Origin of the sequence: Massilia sp. 9I, assembly GCF_902506415.1 — a bacterium.
GTDB lineage: Bacteria > Pseudomonadota > Gammaproteobacteria > Burkholderiales > Burkholderiaceae_D > Telluria.
Genome location: NZ_LR733275.1, coordinates 464,670 through 489,220, shown reverse-complemented (window position 1 = coordinate 489,220; position 24,551 = coordinate 464,670). Strand labels below are relative to the sequence as shown.

Sequence of the window (24,551 nt, the reverse complement as noted above, 5' to 3'; positions counted from 1 at the left end):
AGCGGGTCTACCCGCCCGACATAAAGTGGCGCCCGCGATCATCGCAGCCGTCAATACTGCGATTGCCGCCGATATACTGGCCTGGTCGACCATTCGTTGGAGGGACCATGCCTAGCCGCCTTTCCCCATCTGTGCTCTTGCTTGCGCTTGCGATGTGCACCGCCTCGGTCCAGGCGGCAGACCCTCCCGTCGTGCGAACCAAAGCCCAGCTCGAGGCCGTACTGGCATCAGGCCAGCCGACACCGCTCGATGCCTTGACGCCCCATGGCAAGCGTAGCCTGCTGCGGTCGATGCAATGGAATGAAGCTGGCGAGTCCCGCGGGTTCAGTTTCCTGTCCATCGTGCGCGAACTGGATCAGCGGCAGTTGGCGGCCTTGCTTGCATTCCTGGACAGTTCGGAACAGATGGACCTGTTCCAGCGCCAGTTAGTCGGGACACCCTTGCGCTTGCCCGACCCGTCTCCCGAGCTCGCGCAGCGACAACTGGAATTCAACCGGATCGCGGACGGCGAAGCCGAGCGACGTCATGCAGCATCGAAGACTGGCGCCACTGTTCGCTCTCCCGTCGTCCAGCTGCAGCACTACACGCGGCTGTTCGGCGAACGGATGGGCGCCGCTGCGCTGCGCCGCCAGCCGCTCGGTGACCTGCTGCCCTTGTTCGAAGCAGCCTGGAGAATGGAGTTCGACCATCCCGGCACCGCACTGCCAGATATGTTGCGCGTTCATCATGAGCTGGCGACGCGCGGCGTCGATACCCGACGCATGCTGGACGGCCAGGTGCTGCAAGCAATGATGACGACACGCCAGTTTGCCCAGGCCCGGACCTTCGCCGCCACCAGGCCGGATTTGGCCCAGCGCGCGATCCCGATAGTGAAGGATCCGCTCGGCAGCGGCTTCGCCGGGCGCAGCCTCTTCCGGTACGACCGGGCTACGCATACGCTGACGCGCGAAGCGGCACCGGCGCCCAAGGGAACGCAGGTGATCATGGTGGTCGACGCCGGATGCCATTTTTCGGAAAACGCCCTGGCCGCGCTGCACAAGGATGCCGACCTGCAGGCGCGCCTGCATAAGGCAAACCTGTTGATCCTCACGCCGCCCACGTCCGGGGTTCCCTTCCATTTCATCAGTGAGTGGAATGCGGCCAATCCGGCAATGCCGATGGGCGTTCCCGCCGACCTGGCAGCATGGCGCGCTGTCGACGGGTCGGGCGTGCCCCGGTTCTTCGTCCTCAAGGACGGGAAGGTAGTGGGCCACACGGACGGCTGGCCGGAAGAAGGCAACAAGGCAGCGGTCCTGGCCATGCTGGATGCCGCACGCGACTGATCCCACATTAGGATGCCTGAGATGATTTGTTCGAAATGCGGCGAAGAGCACCCGCTGGAAGAGATGGAGCTGACCTTCCGCCGTCCGGACGCGGCTGCGAAAATGACGGAGGACGAACGGGCACGCTTGGTTCGGGAAAACAGCGACCTCTGCGTCATCGAAGGCAAGCGCTTTTTCATCCGGGCCGTCCTCCCCTTGCCGGTCGAAGGCCGCGACATCCCGTACTGCATCGGCTTGTGGGTGGAAGTCAGCCAGGCCGCGTTCGATCGCATCTACGACCTGTGGGAGTCCGACGAGCAACGTCACGAGCCGCCCATGCCGGCGCACCTCGCCAACGAGGTCCCGACGGCGCCCGGCTCGCTGGGCCTGGAGGCGCAGCTGCGCTTGAGTGGACCGACCGTCCGGCCCGAGGTGTTCCTCAAGCCGGGCACACACCAGCTATATCTCGAACAGTCGCAAGGCGTCGATGTGCACCGCATTGCTGAGTACACCGCACTTTTTGCCTAGCGGTCCACTGTTGCCCGATCGGGATCGGACGCGTGTGGCGCACCCAGCAGCTTGAGCCAGGTGAATCCCGCGATGCCGGCCACCAGCGAGGCAAGCAGGATCGCCATCTTGGACGCATTGATCGCATCCGGCGCGCCACTGAACGCCAGGTTGGTGATGAAAATGGACATCGTGAAGCCGATCCCGCCCAGCAGGCCGGCGCCCATGATATGGCGCCAGGCTAGGTCCAGCGGCAGGCGGCACAGCCCGAGCGAGACCGCTGCAAAGCTGAACAGGAAGATACCGACGGGCTTGCCTATCACCAGGCCGAGGATGATGCCGAGGCTGTTTGCGCTGAGGAGTTCCGCGGCCCAGCCCGCGCCGATCACGATGCCCGTGTTGGCCAGAGCGAATACCGGCAGGATCAGGAAAGTCACCGGCTTGTGCAGGATGTGCTCGAGCCGGTGCGAGGGCGATTCCACATCGTCTTCCTTGGCGGAATAAGGAATCGCAAAGGCCAGCAGCACGCCGGCGATGGTCGCGTGCACACCGGACTTCAGCATCAGGAACCACATCAGTGCGCCGCCGATCAGGTAGGGCAGTAGCGCCATCACGTGCAGCAAGCGGTTCATCGCCACCAGGGCCGCGAATACGGCCAGTGCGCCGAGCAGGTAGAGGAAGGCGAGGTCATTGGTGTAGAACAGGGCAATGACGACGATCGCGCCGAGGTCGTCCATCACCGCGAGCGCGGTCAGGAAGATCTTCAGCGAGGCCGGCACCCGGCTGCCCAGCAGGGCCAGTACGCCGAGGGCAAAGGCGATGTCGGTCGCCATCGGGATGCCGACACCGGCCTGGGTGGCGCTGCCGCCATTGAATGCGAAGTGGATCAGCGCCGGCACCGCGATGCCGCCAGCGGCCGCCAGCATCGGCAACATGGCATTGCGCAGGTCGGACAGTTCGCCGTTGTACAGCTCGCGTTCGAGCTCCAGGCCAATCAGCAGGAAGAAGACCGCCATGAGGGCGTCGTTGATCCAATGCTCGATGGAGAGGCCAGCGACGTACTGGTGCCAGAAACCGAGGTAGCTTGGGCCGAGCGCTGAATTGGCAAGCGCCAGCGAGACGAGCGTGCAGGCGATCAGGACGATGCCGCCGGCCTTGCTCGAAGCGGTGAATTCCTTGAAGCTGCGGGAGAGGGAAAAACGGGCGGGAGCGGGAGGGATGCTGTGCATGATGGTCGCGAATAAGCCGCGTGGCGGCCCGACCATCGCGCATCCTGTCGTGCCGGGACGGCACGATCACCCGCTTCGATGATACCACGCCCGGCGTACGCCGGGCGTTATGCAGGACTCAGGCGATCTCAGTCGGGACTGGGTCGCCTGCCTTCGGCTGCGCTTTCGCCTGCGCCACGCGCTGCTCCCAGAAATGCGCGCCCGTGATGCCCAGCGCCACCGGATCGAACTCCGGATCCTTGCCCAGCTTCTTCTGCGCTTCGTAGTCGCGCAGGCACTTGAACGCGGTGTCGCGCATCAGCAGGATGGCGATCAGGTTCAGCCAGGCCATCAGGCCGACGCCCAGGTCGCCCAGCGCCCAGGCCGCGTCCGCCGTCTTGACGGCGCCGTAGAAGGTCGAGGCGATCAGGCACAGCTTCAGCACCAGGGTGAGCCAGGGACGATGGATCTTGCGGTTCAGGTAGGTGATATTGGTTTCGGCGATGTAGTAATAGGCGACGATGGTGGTGCCGGCGAAGAACAGCAGGGCGATGGCGACGAACAGGGAGCCAAAGCCCGGCATGATGTTTTCCAGCGCGGTCTGCACATAGCCCGGGCCCGAGGCCACGCCCTGCACGCCGACGAACATCGGGCTGCCGTCCGGCGCCTGTACGTTGTACTGGCCGGTGATCAGGAGCATGAAGGCGGTGGCCGAACACACGAACAGGGTGTCGACGTAGACCGAGAAGCCCTGCACCAGGCCCTGCTTGGCCGGATGGCTCACTTCGGCGGCCGAGGAGGCGTGCGGGCCGGTGCCCTGGCCGGCTTCGTTCGAGTAGACGCCGCGCTTGACGCCCCACTGGATCGCCATGCCGATGATGGCGCCGAAGGCGGCGTCCGTACCGAAGGCCGAGGTGAAGATCAGTTTCATCACGCCCGGCAGCTGCTCGATGTTCATCGCGACGATGGCGCAGGCCACCAGGATGTAGCCGAGTGCCATGAAGGGCACCACGTATTCGGCGAAGGTTGCGATGCGCTTGACGCCGCCGAAGATGATGAAGCCGAGCACCGCGGCGAGCGCGAGGCCGGTGTAGGTGGTGTCGACGCCGGCGGCGGTCTTCAGGCTTTCGGCGATCGAGTTCGCCTGCACGCCCGGCAGCAGCAGGCCGGTGGCAATGATGGTCACGATGGCGAACAACACGGCATACCACTTCACGCCCAGGCCTTTCTCGATATAGAAGGCGGGGCCGCCACGGAATTCACGGTTGATCGATTCCTTGTAGACCTGGCCCAGTGTCGATTCGACGAAGGCCGAGCTGGCGCCAAGGAAGGCCACCATCCACATCCAGAACACGGCCCCAGGGCCGCCGAAGGTGATGGCGGTGGCGACCCCGGCGATGTTGCCGGTGCCGACGCGGCCGGCGAGGGTCATGGCCAGGGCCTGGAAGGACGACACGCCCTGGTCCGAGCTTTTCCCCTCCATCATCAGGCGCAGCATTTCGCCGATGTGGCGCACCTGCAGGAAGCGCGAGCGGATCGAAAAATACAGGCCGGCGCCCAGGCACAGGCCGATCAGGGCCAGGCTCCAGACATACTCGTTGATTGCGTTGACCAAATCGTGCATTTCAGTAGTTCCCCTGGCAAACTCGTTCAAATGGATCGTGGCCGGGAACGCTGCCCGGCTTTTCTGGATAGCAAAGATACCCGAAGAGTTTGCTGATTCCTACCCTTATTTTTTCTGCACTGCGGTATGCCCGCCACCGGTGCGGCGCGGCACGATTTCGGTGCCTAGTGCAGGCGAATCGGCGCTACCGTAGTGCCTTCGCGGACCTCGATGGCGGCGTCCTCGAAATCCGGCGGGCCGAAGCGGCCGACGGCGTCGCGGCTGAAGCCGTAGTTTTCCTTGGGGATGCCGATGAAGTTGCGGTCCAGTATGCTGTTTTCGTTTTCGTCCTGGTAGGCCAGCACCGCCCAGGTGCCGGGCGGAATGTCGTTCAGCTTGACCACCGTTTCGCCGGCTTGGGGCGGCACCGAGGCGCTGTAGGCGCACTGCTTGAGAAAGCGCGCGCGGTCGCACACGGCGACGTTGACCTTGCCCTTGCCGCCGGCAACGTTCGAGATCCGCACTTCGACCGTCGCGGCCGGCGCGGGAAGAGCCGTGAGCAGCACGGCACAGGAGAGCAGGGCAGTTACGACATGACGCATAAAAAACCTTTCATTGATCGAGATCCTTGTACCGTCGCTGAACCGCGCGCTGCTGCGCAGGCCAGCCGTGCGTGCGGTGCCTGTGGTAGGCTCGCGGTATTCCTTTCAACCCACTTCGCGCCATGCTGCTCAACACCCTCATCGTCGTGCTCACCGTCGTGCTGATGGAAGTGTTTTCCATCGTCGCGCACAAGTACGTCATGCACGGGTTCGGCTGGGGCTGGCACCGCTCGCACCACGAGCCGCGCACTGGCTGGTTCGAGAAGAACGACCTGTATGCCGTGGTGTTCGCGGGCGTGGCGATCGCCCTGATCTGGTACGGCACGCGCGGTGTTTGGCCGCTGCAGTGGATCGGCGCCGGCATGACGGCCTATGGCTTGCTGTATTTCGTCGCCCACGACGGCCTGGTGCACCGGCGCTGGCCCTTCCGCTACACGCCGCGCAGCGGCTACCTCAAGCGCCTGTACCAGGCGCACCGCATGCACCACGCCGTCGAGGGCCGCGAAGGCGCCGTGTCCTTCGGCTTCCTGTACGCGCCGCCGGTCGCCACCCTCAAGCAACAGCTGCATGCGCTCCATGGGGGACGCCTTCAGCGCCACCCGGACGCTGCCACAGCGCCGCAGGACGCGCAGGCTGCGTCGCCAGGCGCGAACTGAGAGCGCTCCCCGCGCCCTTCGCCAGCAGCCACAGCTTCATCGCCTTGCTCGTACCCGCCCGCCTGTCCCAGGCGCGTGGGCCGCGGCGTTTCACTTCGATCCCGATCTGGCGATACACGTTGCGCGCGCTCGCGATGGCCCATGCCGAGCGCAGGGGCAGGGCGGCAATGCCGGCGCGCGCCGAGTCGTAATAGGGTTCCGCATAGTCGACCAGGCGCGCCGCGACCTTGGCCAGCTGGGCGCGGTGGCGCGGGTCGGCCAGTTCCTCCGGCGGGATGCCCGCTTCGCGCAGCCACTGGGCCGGCAGGTAGCAGCGCTGGACCTTCGCATCCTCGACGATGTCGCGTGCAATGTTGGTGAGCTGGAAGGCCAGCCCCAGGTCGCAGGCGCGATCCAGCACACGCGGATCGTGCGCGCCCATGATCGAGGCCATCATCAGGCCGACCACGCCGGCCACGTGATAGCAGTAACGCAGGGTGTCCTCGATGGTCTCGTAGCGCGCCCCTTCGACGTCCATGGCGAAGCCGGCCAGGTGATCGAAGGCGAAGCGCGGGTCGATGCGGTGGCGCAGCGCCACTTCCTGGAAGGCGGCAAAGGCCGGATCCTGCATCGCTTCGCCGGCGTAAGCGCGGCGGGTCTGCGCTTCCAGCTGCGCCAGCGCGGCGGGTGCGTCGTGCGGCGCCGCTTCCCGGACGTTGAAACCGAGTTCCTGGCCGTCCACCACGTCATCGCAGTGGCGGCACCAGGCGTAGAGCATCAGTACGCTGCGCCGCGTGCCTGGCGCGAACAGGCGCGCGGCGGCGGCGAAGCTTTTCGACCCGACCTCGATGGTGCGGGTGGCGTGATCCATCAGGGCTTCGCTCATGCCCGCAGCTCCTCGCCGATCATCAGGCCGGCCGTTGCCTTGGCCGAGCCGATCACGCCCGGCACGCCGGCGCCGGGGTGGGTGCCGGCGCCGACCAGGTACAGGTTCGACAGGGTGCTGTCGCGGTTGTGCGGACGGAACCAGGCGCTTTGGGTCAGGATCGGCTCGAGCGAGAAGGCCGAGCCCAGGTGGGCGTTGAGCTGGTCGCGGAAGTCGACCGGGGTGAAGAAGCGGCTGGTGACGAGCTGGCTGCGCAGGCCCGGCATGTAGCGCTGCTCGAGGTAGTCGAAGATGCGGTCGCGGTAGCGCGGGCCTTCCACCGACCAGTCGATCGGCGCATTGCCCAGGTGCGGCACCGGCGCCAGCACGTAGTGGCTGCCGCAGCCGGGCGGCGCCAGCGACGGGTCGGTGACGCAGGGGGCGTGCAGGTAGAGCGAGAAATCGTCGGCCAGCTGCTGGCCCTGGAAGATGTCCTTGATCAGTTCGCGGTAGCGCGGACCGAAGCAGACCGTGTGGTGCTGCAGCTGCTCGTGATGCTTGTCGAGCCCGAAGTAGAGCACGAACAGCGAATTGCTGAAACGCTTGCGGCGCAGGGATTCGCCCTCGGCCGCGCCGCGCGGGTGCTCGCCCAGCAGCTTGGCGTAGGTGTGCACCACGTCCGCGTTCGAGGCCACGGCGTCGGCCGGGAACAGGCGGCCATCCTCCAGGCGCACGCCGCTGACGCGGCTGCCCGCCGTCTCGATGCGCGCCACCGGGGCGTTGACTTCGATGCGTCCGCCGATGTCCTGGAACAGGCGCACCATGGCGCGCACCAGGGCGCCGGTGCCGCCGCGCGGGAACCACACGCCCCACTGGCGCTCCAATGCGTGGATCAGGGTATAGATCGAGCTGGTGGCAAACGGATTGCCGCCCACCAGCAGCGAGTGGAAGGAGAAAGCCTGGCGCAGGTGCTCGTCCTGGATGAAGCGGGCGACCAGGCCGTAGACGCTGCGCCAGGCCTGCAGGCGCGCCAGTTGCGGGCCGGCCGAGATCATGTCGCGGAAGGACAGGAAGGGCACGGCGCCCAGCTTCAGGTAGCCTTCCTCGAACACGGCCTTCGAATAGGCCAGGAAGCGGCGGTAGCCTTCCACGTCGGCTGGATTACGCGCATGGATCTGGCGGTCCAGCGCTTCCTGGTCATTGGCATAGTCGAAGTGGCTGCCGTCCTCCCAGCACAGGCGGTAGAAGGGCGTCACCGGCAGCAGCTCGACATAATCGGCCATGCGCTTGCCGGCCACGGTGAACAGCTCCTCGATGCAGGACGGATCGGTGATCACGGTGGGGCCGGCGTCGAAGGTAAAGCCTTCGTCCTCATACACGTAGGCGCGGCCGCCCGGCTTGTCGCGCTTTTCCAGTAGCGTCACCTGCATGCCGCTGGCCTGCAGGCGGATGGCGAGCGCCAGGCCGCCGAATCCCGCGCCGATCACCACGGCCTTCTTCTTGTTGTCGTTCATGCTGTTTTCCTGATCTGGTCGGGGTGGATCTTGCATGCCGCCACCAGGGCTTGCGCCACCGGCACCGGCGGTTTGCCGCTCAAGAGGCGCGCCTTGTCGCGCAGCCACGGATGGCCCGCATAGAAGCGGGCAATCAGCGGCGCCGGCAGGCGGTAGAAACGCTGCATCACGCGCCAGCGCTGTTCCGGGCGCCCCGCCAGGAACAGCATGCGGTTGAGCAGGCGGAAGAAGCGCTGGCCCTGCCATTCGCGGCGCGCTTCCTCGCGCAGCGCCGCGAACAGGCTTGGCGCGCTCAGGTCGTGCAGGTTGGCGACGTGGTCGGCCAGGCGCACCGCGTGCGGCAGCGAATAACCGGTGGTCGGGTGGAACAGGCCGGCGCGCAGGCCGCTGCTGGGCTGGCCCTGCAAGTCGGCCCAGAAGCCGTCGAAGTCGCCTGCCAGTACGATCGGCAGCGAGCCCTGTTCCTCGCGCAGCACCGCGTCGACCTGCCAGCCGCGCGCCGCGGCGTAGCCCGCGATGTTGGCGCGCAGGCGTTCCGGCTGCCAGCTGGCGCTGTCGACGTAGTGGGTGTCCTCGACCAGCACCCGGTCCGGCCCGAAGGGCAGCAGGTAGACGAAGCGGTAGCCGCCCTGCTGTTCGACGGTGGCGTCCATGATGACCGGCGCGGCAAGGCCGTGCGGCGCGCGCAGGCGCAGTTCCTGGCCCAGGAAGGTCTGGTAGCCGAGCGAGAGCCGGGAGCTGGGCCGCATGCCGCGGCCGTCGATCACGGCGCCTGCATGAATGGTGGCGCCGTCGGCCAGGCGCACCGTGGTCGGCGTCAGGCTCTCGATGCGCGCGCGGGTGAGCAGGGCGGGGCCGAGCGCCGCCTCGATCACGCGTGCGAAGTCGCTCGAGGCGATGCTGGCATAACCCCCGTCGAGGCTGCGCGCCAGGTCGGGGAAGGCGACCTCGTAGCGCGGCCAGCGGCTGGCGACCAGCGGCGCGATCCAGTCGCGTTGTTTTGGCGTCAGGTCGCTGTCGTGGAAGGACCAGGTATGGTTGCCGCCGATGTGCTCTTCGCTTTCCAGCAGCAGGATGCGCAGTCCGCGCCGCAGGCTGCGCAGGCGCCAGGCCAGCAGGCCATTGGCCAAGCCTCCGCCGGCCAGCACCAGGTCGTAGTCGGGCGCCGGCTTATCCAAGGTTCGCCACGCTCTCAAGGTGGCGCCTGGGCTGCAGCGCCGCTTCGATGATGTCGGCCGCGCGCAGCGTGCCGCCGGCCTGGGCGACGCCGCCCGCCAGCGCGTCCAGGCGGGTGGCGAAGCGCTCCTCGCTCAGGAGGCGGCGCAGGAGACCGGCGATCTGGCCGCTGCCGGCGAAGCGCGCCGACGCCTTCAGGCCGATGCCCGCATGGGTCACGCGCGCCGCGGTGCCCGGCTGGTCGAAGGCGATCGGCAGCGCCAGGATCGGGGTGCGCGCCGCGATCGCGTCCATGATCGTGTTCGAGCCCGCATGCGAGACCACGGCGTCGGCGCGTTCGAGGGCTGCCTGCTGGTCGGCGAAGCCGCAGACCCAGGTGGCGCCGGCCTGCGCCAGCTCGCGCTCCTGGCGCGCGTCCAGGCCGTCGCAATGCGCGACCAGCAGCTGCGCGTCAAGTGCGCGGCAGGCACGGGCGATGCGCTTGAACAGGCCGAGCCGTCCGCCCTGCATGGTGCCCAGCGAGGCAAACACGAAGGGACGGCCGGCGGCGACCTCGGGCATGAACTGCCCTTTCGCGGCGCCGGCCTGCAGCCCGGTCGGGCGCAGCGGCCCCACATGGTGGAAATGCGCCGGCAAGGCGCGGCGCGGGAAGTCGAAGCCGGCCACGGTCTGGCTGACCTGGGCCAGCGGCGACAGGCACTCATGCAGGCCGTCCCGCGCGGACAGGCCGAGGAGGCGCGCATTGGCCGCGATGCTGCGCCGGTGCGGCCCCATCATCCAGTCGTAGACGCGGGTGCTGCCCTCGTACATGTGGCGCGCGCGTTCGTCTTCGGCGTATTCGAAAGGCATTACCGCCAGGGGGATGCCGGGCTCGCGGTTCACCGGCAAGGCGCAGGCCACCGAGACGAAGGGCAGGCCGAGGCCTTCCGCTACCAGGCCGCCGGCGGCTTCCATCTGGTCGGCGATGATGGCGTCGATCCCGAGGGTGTCGATGGCGCGCGGCAGTTCGCGGCACAGCATGTCGGTGCTGGCCGCCATGTCGAGGATCACGCAGCGCAGCCCGAACGGACCGCCCGGATTGGCGGCGCGGCGCAGGTCGGCCGCGAGCGAGCCCGTAGGATGGGTGGACGCGCCGACGGCATGAAAGCCGACCCGTGCATCGCGCACGTAGGCGCGCGCGTCCGGCCGGTGCAGGAAGGTGACGCGGTGCCCGCGCGCCACCAGTTCGCCGGCGAGCGCGCCCAGGGCGCCGAAGTGGCTGTAGAACGCGGGTGCGACCACCCCGAAGTGGGCCATGCGAAGCCTGCCGTCAGTTGACCAGCGCTTCGCGGCGCGCGGCGTCAAGCGGCACGCGCAGGCGCGCACGGCCCTTGGCGAACAGGCCGCCCACGAACAGGTGGGTGCCGCCCTGAGGGCCGAGCGCATCCTCCAGGTGCTGCTGCGCGTCGTCCAGGTACCTGGCCAGGCGGCGCTGCGCTTCTTCGAAGCCGAGCGAGGCGAGCAGGGTGGACTTGCCCTGGTCCTTGCCGGTGTCCTTGCCGCTTTCCGTGCCCGGCAGGTCGAGGAAGTCGTCGCGGATCTGGAAGGCATGGCCGGCCGCCAGTGCAAAGGCGCGCAGCGAGGTCGCTACGCGCTCGTCGGCCTGGGCGATGATGGCGGCCATGTCGACGGCGACGCCGAGCAGCACGCCGGTCTTGAGTTCATTCGTGGTGGCGATCGCGTCGAGCGTGCGCGCGCCGCCGTGCAGGTCCTGGTACTGGCCGCGCGCCAGCCCCTGGGTGCCGACCGTTTCGGACAGGCGCGCCACGAGGCGCGCGCGCGTCACCGGCGGGATGTCGCCGGCCGTGGCCAGCACGCCGAAGGCGCGGCTCAGCAGCGCCACCGAGGCCAGGATCGCCACATCTTCACCGTACTGCACGTGGATTGCGGGCCGGCCGCGGCGCAGCCGGGCATTGTCCATGCAGGGCATGTCGTCCAGGATCAGCGAAGCCGCATGCACCATCTCGACCGCGCAGGCGACGTCGACCAGGGCAGGCGAGGTGCAGCCGAGGTCGCGCGCCACCAGCATCACCAGCAGCGGGCGCATGCGCTTGCCGGCGCTCAGGGCGCCCGCGCGCATGGCGGCGGCCAGCAGGTCGGCCTGGTCGCCGGACTCGAGCAGCAACTGGGTCATGCGCTGTTCGACGGCCTCGCGCAGTGACTCCAGGTCGCATGGCTCGCCGGCATGCGTCAGGTCGAATCCCTTGATGGACGCGCCGATGGCGCCATCGAACTGCCGTGCCCTTGTGGTCATGCGCTACCCCTTATCGTCAATCGCTCACAACAAGAATTGTCAAATTCGCCGACGATCATACCGTAAGCAATGTTGAGCAATCGTCAATTATTTCAATCGTGCGCAGCCTGTTTGAGCTATCGCGTAAGGACGCCCGTGATGGGGGCATAGCTACCCGCTGTCGCACGTGGAGTATTAAACTTGAAAAACTGGCCACGCTCCCTTGTACACGGAAGAGAAGCGGGTCAAGCGTGGGACGAAACGGGGTATTTCTGCGGGGCAATCGGGTCAGTTGCAGGTCGGCGCCAGTGCGAAGGTGAGAAAGCATGAATTTTGCCGCGTAGAAACTTGATATGCTGGGCCAGTCTTCCTTCTGGAGAAATCCATGCCCTGCTCGCGCCGCGCCCTCCGCCTGTTTCACCTAAAAACGTCCGCTGCCTTTGCCGCCTTCGCCACGGCTGCTTCGGCCTTTGCCGTGCCCCCGGCCCAGCCTGCGCGTCCGGCGACGGTGCCCTTCGCTTTCGGGCCGCCGCGCGGCGGCCCCTGCGCCTTCTCCGACGCCCAGCTTCCGCCGGACACGATCGTGGTGGCGGCAGGCAGCTACACGGGACGCCGCCTGCCTTTCCAGATCGACGCCAGCGGCCACGAGGCGACCCAGTTCGACGTTGCGGTACACGCCGACAAGCCGGTGGCGCTGCTGCTCTCCGCTTACGAGCCGACGATCTGGTCGATCGGCTGGAGCGAAGGCACGCGCATCGTCGCCGTGTTCGCGACCGGCTACCACCGCCAGGTCGTGGCCGGCCTGCCGAAGGGCACTCCCGTCATCACCAGCAGCTACGAGCCCCGGGGCGCCTGCGGCTACCGTTACATCAGCGACGAGGCAGGCATCGGCTGGATCAACGACGCGGCGCGCCGCAGTTTCGGACGCGCCGCCATCCGTGTCTACACCAAGGCCCCGGACGCGCGCTTCGAGATCCTCGAGTCGGCGCGGCCGCTCCAGGCTTACGTGACCTCGCCCGACACCCCGCCCGAATCCTTCCGCGACCGCGGCGCGCCGCTGGCCGGCGACGCCGGCTTGGCGCAGGCGGTGGCCCAGGGCATCTTGCGCCCGATGACGCCTGCCGACCTGGAGCTCGTACGCCAGCATTACCGCGCACTGGCGCGCCAGGCGAACGGCGGCGTGATCGACGTGCCGCCGGTGGCCGGCGCCGCAGCGGGCGCGGAGCCGCCGGTGCGCATCCCCGATTTCTACCGCGGCTATGTGGTGCTCAAGCCTTTCGTGTATCCGGCGGGCCTGTATGGCGCCCATTCGGCCAGCTTCCTGGTGGCCAAGGGGGTAGCGCGGCCCACCGGCAATCCGGGCCATAGCCTGGTGGTGGACCTGAACGCGCAGACACCGTGCGTCGGGCCACGCTGTCGGCCCTAAGCACCAAACGCAAGATGCCGGCGGCGCCGGCATCGGAGTGCACGCGCGGCGGGCGCCGCGCGAGGGGTGTGCTTAGAACGAGTGGCGCACGCCGACGGTGAACACCGACGGATCCGCACCCAGCGCGGTTGCCGGCGGGGTGACGGCGGTCGACGAGGAGCTGATGCCGAACACGCCGCGGCCGTTGTTGCGCAGCTGGGCGTAGGTCGTGTAGATGTTGGTGCGCTTCGACAGGTTGTAGGTGTAGGCCAGGGACACGGTGTTGCCCTTGGCGCCGCTTTCGATCTTCTGCTGCTGGAAGTTGATGAAGAACTTGTTCGCGCCGGTGGTGTAAGCGACGCCGAGGTTCGAGTTCTTGTACGCGTTGTTGGCGCCGGTCAGGTCGGCTTCCAGGTAGTTGCCCTTGATCTCGAAGGCGCCCATGGTGTAGGCCGCGCCGAAGGCGAGTTCCTTGTCGTCGCCGGTCGCCAGGCGTTCGAAGACGTGGTAGCCGGCGCCCAGGTACAGGCCGCCGTTCTTGTATTCCAGTGCCACGCCCATCAGGTCGGACGACGGATCTGCGGTACGTTCGCCGGCCGAGTAGGCGGCCAGGACCGTGAAGCCGCTCAGGGAGTCGCTCTTGTAGTTGACCGAGTTGGCCAGGCGGCGGGTCAGGCGGTTGGTGCCGAAGGCCGACAGGTTGCTGCCGAACATGCCCTGGCCCAGGATATCCGAGGCGGCGGCGACCGAGGCGATCGGGCTGTATTCGCGGCCCACGGTCAGGGTGCCGAAGCTGCCTTGCAGGCCGACCACGGCGCGGCGGCCGAACAGCGAGGAGTCGGCAGCGCCGGTGTCGAGGGCGACGCCGGCTTCGATGTTGAACAGCGCCTTCAGGCCGTTGCCCAGATCTTCGGTGCCGCGGAAACCGATGCGGCTGCTCGACTGGTTACCCGAGTTGATCACGGTACGGCGGTCTTCACCCGGTGCGTCGGTGTCTTCCACAGCGACCGCTGCGTCCATCACGCCGTAGATCGTGACGTTGGTCTGGGCGTGGGCGAACAGCGGGAGGGACGACAGCAGCGCGGCTGCCAGGTACTTGGACTTCATGCAGAGCTCCTTTGGTTTGGACAGGATGTCGAGTTCTCAATAAACTCAGATCGACGCGGATCTTACCTAGCGAATATGTCGGGTTAATGACATGTTGCTATGTGACATCCTGATATGCCCCAAACCTAACTGGTGGACTCTTCTCCGATGATGCGTCCCGCCAGCGGCAGCACGATGTCGATGCGCGTGCCGGGCGCCTCGTCGTCGCCGCTGATGGTGATCTCGCCGTCCATTGCCCAGACCCGCTCGCGCATGCCGACCAGGCCGAGCGATTCCTTCTTTTCCATGTCCTCGCTGCGGATGCCGCGCCCGTCGTCGCGGATGGTGAGCAGCAGCTCGTGGTTGACGCGGTCGAGATTGAGCACCACGCGGGTGGCGCCGGCATGGCGCGCGATGTTGGTCAGCGCCTCTTGCACGATGCGGAAGATGGCGGTGCTGGCGGAATCGTCGAGGCGCAGTTCGGCTTCCTCGGCCAGCAGGGTGACGGCGATGCCGTGGCGCTCGACGAAATCCTCGCGCAGGCCTTGCAGGGCGAAATACAGGCCGCCCTCGTCGAGCGCGCGCGGGCGCAGGTTGGTGGCAATGCGGCGCAGCGAGGTGATCGCCGTCATGAGGTTGGATTCCATGCCTTCGATCAGGCGCTGGCTCGGCTCCGGCAGCTGGTTATTGCCCTGCAGGAGAGTGAGGTCCATGCGCAGCGAGGCCAGCAGCTGGCCGAGGTCGTCGTGCAGTTCGCGCGCGATGTGGGTGCGCTCTTCTTCGCGGATGGTCTGCAGCGCCGAGGACAGCTGGCGCAGCTGGTCGTGCGAGCGCGACAGTTTCTGCTGCACCAGGTGGCGCTCGGAGACGTCGCGCAGGATCACGGTGCAGACCTCGTGCCCGTCGTGCTCGACGGTGGAGATCGAGCCTTCGATCGGGAACAGCTGGCCGTTGGCGCGGATGCCGGTAACGGCGTAGTCGGTGGCGCGCCGTCCCGCGCGTCCGCCGCCGGAGGGGAAATAATCGCAGGGTGCGGCGGCGTCGCGCACCGGCGCCTGGATGAAGCGCGCCAGCGAGCTGCCCTGCATGGCGGCGACGCTGCTGGCGAACATCTGGGCCGCGGCCGGGTTGGCGAACAGGATGACGGCGTGTTCGTCGATCGACAGAATGGCGTCGCTGGCGCTGTGCACGATGCGGCGGCCGTCGAAGGCGCGCGCGGTCCGGTGCACGCTGCGCGCACGGCGCAGCGCGGCGGCGGCCTGGCCGGCGCAGTAGCCACCGAGGAAGGAAAGCACGATAAGCGCCTTGCCAGGAGCGTGCCGGCGGTAGCGTCGCTGTGGAGTCATGCGCGCAATGCGAGTAAAGGCCCGCAAGGGCCGGAAACTCTACATTACGGCGTGGGGGAGGGGGAGGCGTTGATGCGAGACAAAAGGCGCTGAGCCCGTGTGCCTCGCATACCGGTCACATCTGCTTGAACAGGTGCAGGAAGCTGCGGCTGACTTCGAGCTTTTCCGGGCGGCCCTTGACCAGCACCAGGTGACGTCCGCGGATGTCGCGCGTCACGCCTTCGATGGCGTTGACGTTGACCAGGGTGGCGCGGTGGATCTGCCAGAACAGCGACGGATCCAGCTCCTCTGCCAGGTCGCGCACGGGTTTGCGGATCAGGGCTTCGAAGCTGGCGGTCTGCACGCAGGTGTACTTTTCGTCGGAGCGGAAGAACAGGATGTCTTCCACCGGAATCATGCGCAGGTCCTGGCCGATGCTGGCCTGGATCCACTGCAGGTGCTTGGGCTTGGGCGCGGCGATCTTCTCCGCCAGCTGCGACAGCATGGCCTGCACGCTGTCGTTGACGCTGGCTTTCTCGCTCGGGCGTTCCAGGCGTTGCTTGAGGCGGTCCACCGTGAGCTTCAGGCGATCCGGCTCGGTGGGTTTCAGTACGTAGTCGATCGCGCCGCGCTCGAAGGCCTCTACCGCGTACTGGTCGTAGGCGGTGACGAACACGATCTGGCTGCGGTCGCCGATGTCGCGCGCCGCTTCCATGCCGGTCTTGCCGGGCATGCGGATATCCAGGAAGGTGAGGTCGGGGTTCAGCTGGTCGACCAGTTCCACCGCTTCCTCGCCGTTCTTGGCCTCGCCGATGATGTCCAGTTCCGGCCAGGCCTCGGACAGGCGCAGGCGCAGCTGGTCGCGCATCAGTCTTTCGTCGTCGGCAATGATTGCTGTAGGCATGGTCGTCTCTGTCGCTTTAGGGATTTGATGATTATTCAACGAAACAGCCGGACGATCAAGTTGCCCGGCATAGCGCTTACTTGGAAAGCTGGTACGGCACCTCGATCATGGCGATCACGCCGCTTGGGCTGTTCGCCGCGATGTGCAGCTGGCCGGCGTCGCCGTGCAGCAGCTTGAGGCGGTCGCGGATGGTCTGCAGCCCGAGGCCGGTGCCGTCGCTCGGCACTACGCCAAAGCCGACCCCGTCGTCGGTGACGGTGACGCGCAGCTTGTTGTCGGCCACGTCGGCCTGGATCTTGAGGGTGCCGCCTTCCGGCTTGCATTCGAGGCCGTGCTTGATCGCGTTTTCCACCATCGACTGCAGCATCATCGGCGGGAAGGCGGCGCTGCGCAGGCCGTCTGGCACTTGCATCACGACGGTCAGGCGTTCTTCCATGCGCATCTTGAGCAGGTTCAGGTAGGCCGTGACCATGTCGACTTCGCGGCCCAGGCCGGTAACCACGGCGTTGTCGCGCATCTGCGGCAGCACGGCGCGCAGGTACTGGATCAGGCTGCGCTGCATGGCCGAGGCGCGCGGCGGGTCGACCTGGATCAGGTGCTCGACCGAGGCCAGGGTGTTGAACAGGAAGTGCGGCTCCACCTGGGCCTGCATCATCTGCATCTTGGTTTCGGACAGCTGGCGCTGCATGGCCTCGCGCTCGGCGGCCTGGTTGGCCACGTGCGATTCCGCTTCGGCGCGCTTCTTGCCGCCCACCAGGGCCTTGGTGCCGAACAGGGCCAGCACGAACAAGATCACGAAGTTCATGAACCAGGTCGAGGCCTGCTTGTGGTAGCGCGACACCTTCTGCTCGGCGGCGTCTTCCACCGCCGCTTCGATCGCATTGGACAGTTCTTCGCCGATCTGCGGCGGCAGCTCGATGTGCACCGATTCGCCGTTGGCGCCGACGGCCGGCGGGTTCGGCGTGGTGGCCGGAGCAGGGGTGGCGGGCGCTTCCGGCGCTTCCGGCGGAACCGGCGGCGCCGACGGCTCGGTCGGCGCGGTGGCGCTGCCGCTGCCGTTCTTCGGGCGGTTGCGCGGGTGGAAGCGGATGCCGCTTTCGTCGATCAGGATGGCGGCGTCGCTGCGGCGACCGGCTTCGCGCTCGGCGCGGGTCACGTCTTCTTCGGCCGGACCGGAGAACAGTTCTTCCTGCAGGATCGCGCCCGCCATCAGGGTCAGGATCGCAAACAGGAAAAACTTCCACCACGACAGCTGGGTAACCCAGGTCGCCACGGCGTCGAAGGCGCGGTAGAGCCACGACAGGACGCTCGAAAAATAGTGGGGAGAGGTATTCCTTGCTTGCATGTCTGTTCGTTCATTCTCGGTGCAAGCGGCGAGTGTACCTTGCCGCCGCCTGCGCGTACCGGAAATACAACATTTCCGGCAAAACCAACTGTTGGGATGATGCAACTTTACCCCGTGCGCATCCCTGCCGCCAGTGGCGTGCGACAGCCTGCACGATCCGGGGCATGGATTGCGCTCAGCCCGCCCAGAATGCGCCACCGCAAAGGCTGACAATCAGAAACATTGCAAGGTATGATCTTTCGGACCGAACCCGCGCCGTGTCCCGTCCCGCATTCCGACTCTTGAAAGGAAGTGCCGATGTCAGCCCCTCAGAAATTCCGACTCGTAACCCGTAGCGACTTCGACGGCCTGGTGTGCGCGGTGCTGCTCAAGCACCTCGACCTGATCGACGACATCCTGTTCGTGCACCCGAAGGATATGCAGGACGGCAAGATCGCGATCAGTGCGCGCGACATCACGACCAACCTGCCCTACGTCGCGGCGGCCCACCTGGCTTTCGACCACCACTTGTCGGAAACCATCCGCAATACCGGCGTGCGCGAGAACCACATCATCCATCCCGAAGCGCCCTCGGCGGCGCGCGTCGTGTACGACCACTACGGCGGCGCCAGGACCTTCCCGGCGGCCTGGAACGAAATGATGGCGGCGGTGGACAAGGGCGATTCGGCCCGCTTCTCGCGCGACGAAGTGCTGTTCCCGCAGGGCTGGAATCTGCTGAACTTCCTGATGGACGCGCGTACCGGCCTGGGCCGTTTCCATGAGTTCCGCATCTCGAACTACCAGCTGATGATGGCCCTGATCGACTACTGCGCCCAGCATTCGATCGAGCAGATCATGGAACTGCCCGACGTGCGCGAGCGCACCAGCCTGTACTTCGAGCACAGCGAACGTTGCAAGGAACAGATCCGGCGCTGCGCCCAGGTCCACAAGAACCTGGTGGTGCTCGACCTGCGCGGCGAGGAAGTCATCTTTGCCGGCAACCGCTTCATCATCTACGCGCTGTTCCCGGACACGAACATCTCGATCCACGTGCTGTGGGGCGTGAAGCAGCAGAACACCGTATTCGCCACCGGCAAGTCGATCCTGAACCGGAGCTCGAAGACCAACATCGGGGCCCTGATGCTCGAATACGGCGGCGGCGGGCACGAGAATGCGGGCACCTGCCAGGTGGACAACGAGATGGCGGAAGACGTGCTCGGCGCCCTGATCAACCGCATCAACAAGGACGGGTAGGGTGGGCGGGTCCCGCCCAGGCTACGCGTGGTAGCGCTGGTCGAGCATCTGGCGCACCGCGTCCAGCGCAAGCGGCTCGCTGAACCATTGTCCCTGTAGCTGGTCGCAGCCGTGCGAGCGCAGGAACTCCACTTGCGCTTCGGTCTCGACCGCTTCGCCCACCACGGCCAGCTCGAGGTTGTGGCCGATGTCGATCAGGGTCTTGGCTAGCCGGCTGCCGTTGCCTTCCTGGGCGATGTCGTGCACCGCCGCTTTCGACAGCTTGACCTGGCGCACCGAGAGCTGGCGCAGGAAGGAAAGGTCGGAGATGCCCTTGCCGAACTCGTCGAGCGACAGCGCGACGCCGACCTCGCGCAGCTGCGCCGACAGGTCGCGTCCCAGTCCCGGATTGCGGATCAGGTCGGCCTCGGGGATCTCGATTTCCAGGCTGCCGGGCGGCAGCCCGAATTGCGCCATGCGGCTTGCCAGGCCGGGGATGAAGCCGTGCTGGCTGTACTCGCGGTGCGAGACGTTGACCGACACCGGCAAGCCGGTGTAGCCGAGCTGGCGCATCTCCTGCAGGAAGGCGCAGGCCTGGTCCAGCACCCAGTTGCCGATCTCGATCATCTTGCCGGATTCCTCGGCCTCGGCCAGGAAAGAAGCCGGCAGCATCACGCCGTGTTTCGGATGGCGCCAGCGCAGCAGGGCCTCGAAGCCGCGTACCTTGCCGCTGCGCGCATCCATGCGCGGCTGGAACAGCAGGAACAGTTCGTCGTGCTCGAGGGCGCTGCGAATGCTGTCGGCCAGCGCGGCGCGCTTCTCGCTGGCCGAGCGCATCTCGGGTGAGAAGAAATGCACGCCGCCGCCATTGCCCTTGGCGTGGTACATCGCCATGTCGGCCGCGCGCACCAGCTCGGCCGGCGTGTTGCCGTCGTGCGGGAAGGTCGCCACGCCCAGGCTGGCGCCGATCGGGATCTCGTTGCCCCCGAAAGCCACCGGCATGACCAGGGCGCGGCGCAGGCGCTCGGCCATGCGCAGGGTGAAACGCAGCGAGGGCTGGTCGACCAGCACCAGCACGAACTCGTCGCCCGACATGCGGGCCACCGTGTCGCTCTCGCGCACCGCCGCCAGCAGGCGCCGCGCCACGACCTTGAGCACCACGTCGCCGGCCTCATGGCCGAAGGTGTCGTTGATGGCCTTGAAGTTGTCCAGGTCGATCAGCACGCTCGCCACCATCGCGCCGTGGCGATGCGCCAGGTGCACGGCGTGCTCGAGCCGGTCCCACAGCAGGTTGCGGTTGGCAATGCCGGTGAGGGCGTCGTGGTTGATCTCGTGCTCGAGCTGGTCGGCGCGCTGCTTGAGGGCGGTGACGTCCTGCAGGATGCCGATGAAGTGCTTGACTTCGCCATACTCGTCGCGCACCGGGGTGATGCTCAGGTCGTTCCAGAAGATCTCGCCGTTCTTGCGCATGTTGCGGAACACCACGTTGACGGCGCGCCGCTCGGCCAGGGCCAGGCGCACCTGGCTGCGCTCGTGCGCATCGAAGCCGGGCGCGGCCATGAAGCGCGGGTCGCGTCCGATGGCTTCCTCGGCCGGGTAGCCGGCGATGCGCTCGAAGGCGGGGTTGACGTACTCGATGAGGTTGTCGCGCCCGCTGCAGCGGGTGATGACGATGCCGTTGCTGGCGGCATGCAGCGCCCGTTCGCTCAGGCGCAGCTGGCGCTCCTTTTCGCGCCGCTTGGCGATGCTGATGCCCATGCCGAACAGGTACTGGTTGTTGTCGCAGCCGACGCGGGCACCGCCGACGATGATCGGCGTCTCGCGTCCGCTGCGCGACACGTAGTTCATTTCCATCGACACTTCGGCGCCTTCGTCGAAGACGCGGCGGAAATTCCGCGCCGCCAGCGCCCGCTCGCGTGGATCGAACATGTCCATCACGTTGGCGGCGGCGAGCTCGTCGGGCATGAGTTCGGTCACCCGCTCCAGGTTGTGGTTCCAGAGCACGAAGCGCCCGGCGCGATTGATCGCGTAGAAGGTGCCGGGCAGCAGGTCCACCACCTGCGACAGGGGGGTGTTGCCGACGCGCTCGGTTTCGGACAGCGAGTCCGAAGGAGAAACGACGATGCAGGCGCTCCAGCCGGCGGGTTCGCCGCGCGCGTCGTACTGGCGCAGCAGCGACATGCTGGCGGGGCCTTCGCCTGCGCTGAAGCGCATGCAGACCCGGCCACCGCCGGCCGCGGCCAGTGCGGGCCAGGCGGTATCGCCGACCAGCAGCTCGCTCAGGGCCCGACCCGGCGCCGCGTCGGCCGTCCAGCCGAACAAGGCGCTGCAGGCGGGATTCCAGGTCACGACCCGGCCCTCGTCATCCGTCAGGAAGACGACTTGCGCGGACGGATCGATGGAGGACATGCCGGCACCCTTCGCGAAAAGCGCTCGTAGGGCTTGAGCTTACACGCCTTCGCAACAGGAGGGCGCTACACAACAAAGCCACGGCGAACCGTGGCTTCGTGGATACGGAACAGCTATGCGCCGGTCTGTCAGGCGGCAACCGTCTCCTGCTTCGGCGGCAGCGCAACCTGGTTGTCGACGCTGAACTGGTAGTCCTCGAACACGTGCTGGGCCGACAGGACCTGGTAGCTGCCGTCCGCCAGGCGGTGGGTGGTGTCCTTCAGGCGGTAGGTAGTGTGGCCGCAGGTCCAGCAGTTGAAGTTGCGCATGTGCGTGCACAGGCAGGTCTTGTCGAACACCGAGATGTTCTTGCCGTCCGGGCTGGCCTGCACTTCGCGGTTGTACGAGTTGATGTATGCACAGTTGCCGGTGGCATCCAGCAGGTAGCCGTAGGATTCGCAGCCCGGGCGGATGCCGGAACCGATCGCCGGCGTGCTTTTCAGCATACGCATCGGGTAGCCGGTCGGCGAGACGCCGTTGACGATGATGTCTTCTTCGCTGGCGCGGAAGTATTCCTGCTTGACGTGGTCCGGCATGCCGCACTCGTGGGTGACGGTGAAGCGGGTCGCCACCTGCACGCCGCCGGCGCCTTTTTCCAGGAAGCCCACCGCGTCCGAGCCGGTGAAGATGCCGCCCGCGGCGATCACCGGGATGTCCAGCTGCTGCTCGCGCATGAAGACATGGATCTCGTCCATGATGGTGTGCAGGTCGTACTGCTTCCAGTCATCGATGCCGAAGCCCAGGTGGCCGCCGGCCAGCGGGCCTTCGACGATGATGTAGTCGGGCAGGCGGTTCAGGCGCGAGACTTTTTTCAGGAACAGCTGCAGCGCGCGCACCGACGAGACGATGATGCCGAGCTTGGTGTCGCGGAAGCGCGGGTGGTCCTTGATCAGCTCGAAGGAGCCCAGATGCAGGCCGGCCGACATGGTGATGCCGTCGATGCCGGCGTCCATCGCGGCCGACAGGCGGGTGCGCAGGGTTTCCTTGGGCGCGTTCATGGTCAGCTTTTCCATGCAGTTCACGAAGATCAGGCCATCGCCCTTCTTCGCTTCCATGGTCGAGCCCACGTGCAGGCGGGTCGCTTCGGCCAGGCGGTCGAGGTCGAACTGGACCACCGCCTTGTTCATGTTGTTGATGTTGAACTTGTAGAGCTTGGTCTTGTCCTTGACGAAGGTGGTGTCGAACTTGCGGTCCGACACGTCCTGCACCATGGCGTCCGAAATATGGCCGATGCCGCCCAGGCGCGCTGCTTCCAGGGCCAGTTCGGAGGTCGAGATGTCTACGCCCATCCCGCCGATCATGATAGGCACATATTCCTTGTTGCCCAGCTTCAGGCGGAAATCATCAACACGTTTCATTGCAATCCTTAAACTGCCGTAGTTCCCTACGCGTACTTATGCATTGACACACCGCAGTGCACGGTCGTCATTCTACTCTCAGGCGTGGCCATTGCCACGCCGCGTTGCGCTTTAGAACCTTAGTCGCGGAAGTTATTGAAAGCGAGAGGAAGGTCCTGGATGTCCTTGCGCAGCAGGGCCATGGCGGCCTGCAGGTCATCGCGCTTGGCGCCGGTGACGCGCACCGACTCGCCCTGGATGCTGGCCTGCACCTTCATCTTGCTTTCCTTGATGGCCTTGGTGATCTTCTTGGCGTCTTCGGTCTCGATGCCGTTGCGCACCTTGATCACCTGCTTGACCTTGTCGCCGCCGATTTTCTCGACCTTGCCTTCGTCGAGGAAGCGGACGTCGACCTTGCGCTTGGACATCTTGTTGATGAGCACGTCCTTGACCTGGCCGAGCTGGAAGTCGGAATCGGCGAACAGGGTCAGTTCCTTGTCCTTTTGCTCGACATTGGCCGAGCTGCCCTTGAAGTCGAAGCGGGTGGTGATTTCCTTGTTCGATTGTTCGACGGCATTCTTCACTTCGACCATGTCTGCTTCGCAGACGACATCAAACGATGGCATGGCGGTTTCCTTTTTTTTCGATACAGCTAACTAGATGAATTCCTCTATTTTAACGGACAACCCCTCTCGGAAGCCACCGGATTTGCCTGCACGGCAAGGCTTCGACCCGGGCTTGCCTCTATAATGACCAAAAACACTGTCACGCCATGCAAGCCAATCTCCCCATCTCCGACGATTTTTCGCTCGCCTCCCTGAACACCTTCCGCATCCCGGCCAAGGCCCGGCATTACCTGCGGGTGAACGGGGCGGCGGAGCTTGACGCCGTCCGGCGCGACCCGAACCTGACCGGCCTGCCGCGCCTGGTGCTGGGCGGCGGCAGCAACATGCTGTTCACCCGCGACTTCGACGGCCTCGTCCTGCACATGACGGGCTTGGGCAAGGAAGTGCTGGGCGAGGAGGGCGGGAAGATCCTGGTCCGGGCCCAGGCCGGCGAGAACTGGCACGCCTTCGTGCAGTGGACGCTGGCCCAGGGCCTGGGCGGGCTGGAAAACCTGTCCCTGATTCCCGGCACGGTGGGAGCGGCGCCGATCCAGAACGTGGGGGCCTACGGCACCGAAACCAAGGATGTGTTCCACTCCCTGACAGCCTACGACATGGCCAGCGGCGAGGTCCGGGTGCTGGACGCCGCCGCCTGCCGCTTCGCCTACCGCGACAGCCTGTTCAAGCATCCGGAAGGGCGCGAGCTCGTGGTGCTGGACGTCAGCTTCGCCCTGCCGGCCGACTGGACCCCGAACCTGCGCTATGCCGAGCTGGCCCGGGCGGTCGAGGAAGCCGGACTGGCGGCGCCGACGCCTGCGGATATCGGGCGCACCGTAGAGGCGCTCCGGCGCCGCAAGCTGCCGGATCCTGCCGAGATCGGCAACGCCGGCAGCTTCTTCAAGAACCCTGTCGTGAGCGCTGACCATTGCGCCCGGCTGCTGGCGCAGTATCCTGAACTGGTGCACCACGCGCAGCCGGACGGCAGCGAGAAGCTGGCGGCCGGCTGGCTGATCGACCAGTGCGGCTGGAAGGGCCGGTCGCTGGGCGCGGCGGGCGTGTATCCGAAGCAGGCCCTGGTGCTGGTGAACCTGGGCGGCGCGCAGGGCGAGGACGTGGTGCGCCTGGCGCGCGCGATCCAGGCGGACGTGGCGGCCAGATACGGGGTGGAACTGGAACCGGAGCCAGTATTCATTTAACGGAG

Annotated in this window: 21 protein-coding genes; 6 read left to right on the top strand and 15 right to left on the bottom strand. The window is 66.5% G+C overall.

Going from position 1 to position 24,551, the window contains the following annotated elements; translation table 11 throughout:
* The first annotated feature begins 107 nt into the window (after positions 1-107).
* Together GV068_RS02220 and GV068_RS02215 are read left to right on the top strand one after the other, a co-directional pair.
* Positions 108-1,322 carry a hypothetical protein gene (locus tag GV068_RS02220; protein WP_159695795.1) on the top strand — a complete coding sequence of 405 codons (1,215 nt, stop codon included), beginning with the start codon at positions 108-110 and terminating at the stop codon, positions 1,320-1,322.
* Positions 1,323-1,343: 21 nt separating this feature from the next.
* Entirely contained in the window at positions 1,344-1,829 is a 486-nt protein-coding gene (locus GV068_RS02215) for a DUF2199 domain-containing protein (RefSeq protein WP_159695794.1), read from the top strand.
* On the opposite strand, the gene nhaA is transcribed toward GV068_RS02215, so the two are convergent.
* The 3 genes from nhaA to GV068_RS02200 all read right to left on the bottom strand — a co-directional run bounded on the left by nhaA (position 1,826) and on the right by GV068_RS02200 (position 5,221).
* Complete coding sequence (gene nhaA / locus GV068_RS02210; protein WP_159695793.1) at positions 1,826-3,037, bottom strand: Na+/H+ antiporter NhaA; 1,212 nt, start codon at positions 3,035-3,037, stop codon at positions 1,826-1,828. The two genes, GV068_RS02215 and nhaA, sit on opposite strands and share 4 nt — an antisense overlap.
* A gap of 118 nt (positions 3,038-3,155) precedes the next feature.
* Positions 3,156-4,640 carry a sodium:alanine symporter family protein gene (locus tag GV068_RS02205; RefSeq protein ID WP_159695792.1) on the bottom strand — a complete coding sequence of 495 codons (1,485 nt, stop codon included), beginning with the start codon at positions 4,638-4,640 and terminating at the stop codon, positions 3,156-3,158.
* Positions 4,641-4,804: 164 nt separating this feature from the next.
* Entirely contained in the window at positions 4,805-5,221 is a 417-nt protein-coding gene (locus GV068_RS02200; protein ID WP_159695791.1) for a DUF2141 domain-containing protein, read from the bottom strand.
* 122 nt (positions 5,222-5,343) lie between these two features.
* On the opposite strand from GV068_RS02200, the gene GV068_RS02195 reads away from it, so the two are divergent.
* Positions 5,344-5,877, top strand: coding sequence for a sterol desaturase family protein (locus GV068_RS02195; protein ID WP_159695790.1), 534 nt, complete (start codon positions 5,344-5,346; stop codon positions 5,875-5,877).
* On the opposite strand, the gene crtB is transcribed toward GV068_RS02195, so the two are convergent.
* Genes crtB through GV068_RS02170 form a run of 5 tightly spaced genes read right to left on the bottom strand, consistent with a single transcriptional unit; the run spans position 5,774 to position 11,704 of the window.
* The gene (gene crtB / locus GV068_RS02190) at positions 5,774-6,742 is read right to left on the bottom strand and encodes a 15-cis-phytoene synthase CrtB (RefSeq protein WP_159695789.1); all 969 of its coding nucleotides are present in this window, start codon (positions 6,740-6,742) and stop codon (positions 5,774-5,776) included. The two genes, GV068_RS02195 and crtB, sit on opposite strands and share 104 nt — an antisense overlap.
* Positions 6,739-8,235: a phytoene desaturase gene (locus GV068_RS02185; RefSeq protein ID WP_159695788.1), complete on the bottom strand. Its 1,497-nt coding sequence runs from the start codon at positions 8,233-8,235 to the stop codon at positions 6,739-6,741. Before GV068_RS02185 ends, crtB begins: the two co-directional genes overlap by 4 nt.
* On the bottom strand, positions 8,232-9,413 hold the full coding sequence (crtY, locus tag GV068_RS02180; RefSeq protein WP_159695787.1) for a lycopene beta-cyclase CrtY: 1,182 nt from the start codon (positions 9,411-9,413) through the stop codon (positions 8,232-8,234). Before crtY ends, GV068_RS02185 begins: the two co-directional genes overlap by 4 nt.
* Positions 9,406-10,707: a glycosyltransferase gene (locus GV068_RS02175; protein WP_159695786.1), complete on the bottom strand. Its 1,302-nt coding sequence runs from the start codon at positions 10,705-10,707 to the stop codon at positions 9,406-9,408. The genes crtY and GV068_RS02175 overlap by 8 nt, the downstream gene beginning before the upstream one ends.
* Before the next feature lie 13 nt (positions 10,708-10,720).
* On the bottom strand, positions 10,721-11,704 hold the full coding sequence (locus tag GV068_RS02170; RefSeq protein WP_159695785.1) for a polyprenyl synthetase family protein: 984 nt from the start codon (positions 11,702-11,704) through the stop codon (positions 10,721-10,723).
* A gap of 364 nt (positions 11,705-12,068) precedes the next feature.
* Between GV068_RS02170 and GV068_RS02165 the strand changes: the two genes are divergently transcribed.
* Positions 12,069-13,109: a hypothetical protein gene (locus tag GV068_RS02165; protein ID WP_159695784.1), complete on the top strand. Its 1,041-nt coding sequence runs from the start codon at positions 12,069-12,071 to the stop codon at positions 13,107-13,109.
* 72 nt (positions 13,110-13,181) lie between these two features.
* On the opposite strand, the gene GV068_RS02160 is transcribed toward GV068_RS02165, so the two are convergent.
* The 4 genes from GV068_RS02160 to GV068_RS02145 form a co-directional block, all read right to left on the bottom strand.
* On the bottom strand, positions 13,182-14,195 hold the full coding sequence (locus GV068_RS02160; RefSeq protein WP_159695783.1) for a porin: 1,014 nt from the start codon (positions 14,193-14,195) through the stop codon (positions 13,182-13,184).
* Positions 14,196-14,320: 125 nt separating this feature from the next.
* A complete protein-coding gene (locus GV068_RS02155; protein WP_308636831.1) occupies positions 14,321-15,469 on the bottom strand; it encodes a histidine kinase in 1,149 nt (382 codons plus the stop codon).
* Between the two features lie 166 nt (positions 15,470-15,635).
* Positions 15,636-16,403, bottom strand: coding sequence for a LytTR family DNA-binding domain-containing protein (locus GV068_RS02150; protein WP_159695781.1), 768 nt, complete (start codon positions 16,401-16,403; stop codon positions 15,636-15,638).
* A 76-nt stretch (positions 16,404-16,479) separates the two neighbouring features.
* On the bottom strand, positions 16,480-17,748 hold the full coding sequence (locus tag GV068_RS02145) for a sensor histidine kinase (protein ID WP_159695780.1): 1,269 nt from the start codon (positions 17,746-17,748) through the stop codon (positions 16,480-16,482).
* A 297-nt stretch (positions 17,749-18,045) separates the two neighbouring features.
* Here GV068_RS02145 and GV068_RS02140 point away from each other — a divergent pair, with 297 nt between their 5' ends.
* The gene (locus GV068_RS02140) at positions 18,046-18,981 is read left to right on the top strand and encodes an exopolyphosphatase (protein ID WP_159695779.1); all 936 of its coding nucleotides are present in this window, start codon (positions 18,046-18,048) and stop codon (positions 18,979-18,981) included.
* Between the two features lie 21 nt (positions 18,982-19,002).
* Here the strand turns inward: GV068_RS02140 and GV068_RS02135 are convergent, their stop codons facing one another.
* From GV068_RS02135 to GV068_RS02125, 3 genes are all read right to left on the bottom strand, one after another.
* Positions 19,003-21,369, bottom strand: a complete 2,367-nt coding sequence (locus GV068_RS02135) for a bifunctional diguanylate cyclase/phosphodiesterase (protein WP_159695778.1) — start codon at positions 21,367-21,369, stop codon at positions 19,003-19,005.
* Between the two features lie 128 nt (positions 21,370-21,497).
* Positions 21,498-22,766, bottom strand: a complete 1,269-nt coding sequence (locus GV068_RS02130) for a nitronate monooxygenase (protein ID WP_159695777.1) — start codon at positions 22,764-22,766, stop codon at positions 21,498-21,500.
* A 119-nt stretch (positions 22,767-22,885) separates the two neighbouring features.
* The gene (locus tag GV068_RS02125; RefSeq protein WP_159695776.1) at positions 22,886-23,371 is read right to left on the bottom strand and encodes a YajQ family cyclic di-GMP-binding protein; all 486 of its coding nucleotides are present in this window, start codon (positions 23,369-23,371) and stop codon (positions 22,886-22,888) included.
* 146 nt (positions 23,372-23,517) lie between these two features.
* Here GV068_RS02125 and murB point away from each other — a divergent pair, with 146 nt between their 5' ends.
* Positions 23,518-24,546: a UDP-N-acetylmuramate dehydrogenase gene (gene murB, locus GV068_RS02120; RefSeq protein WP_159695775.1), complete on the top strand. Its 1,029-nt coding sequence runs from the start codon at positions 23,518-23,520 to the stop codon at positions 24,544-24,546.
* Positions 24,547-24,551 lie beyond the last annotated feature (5 nt).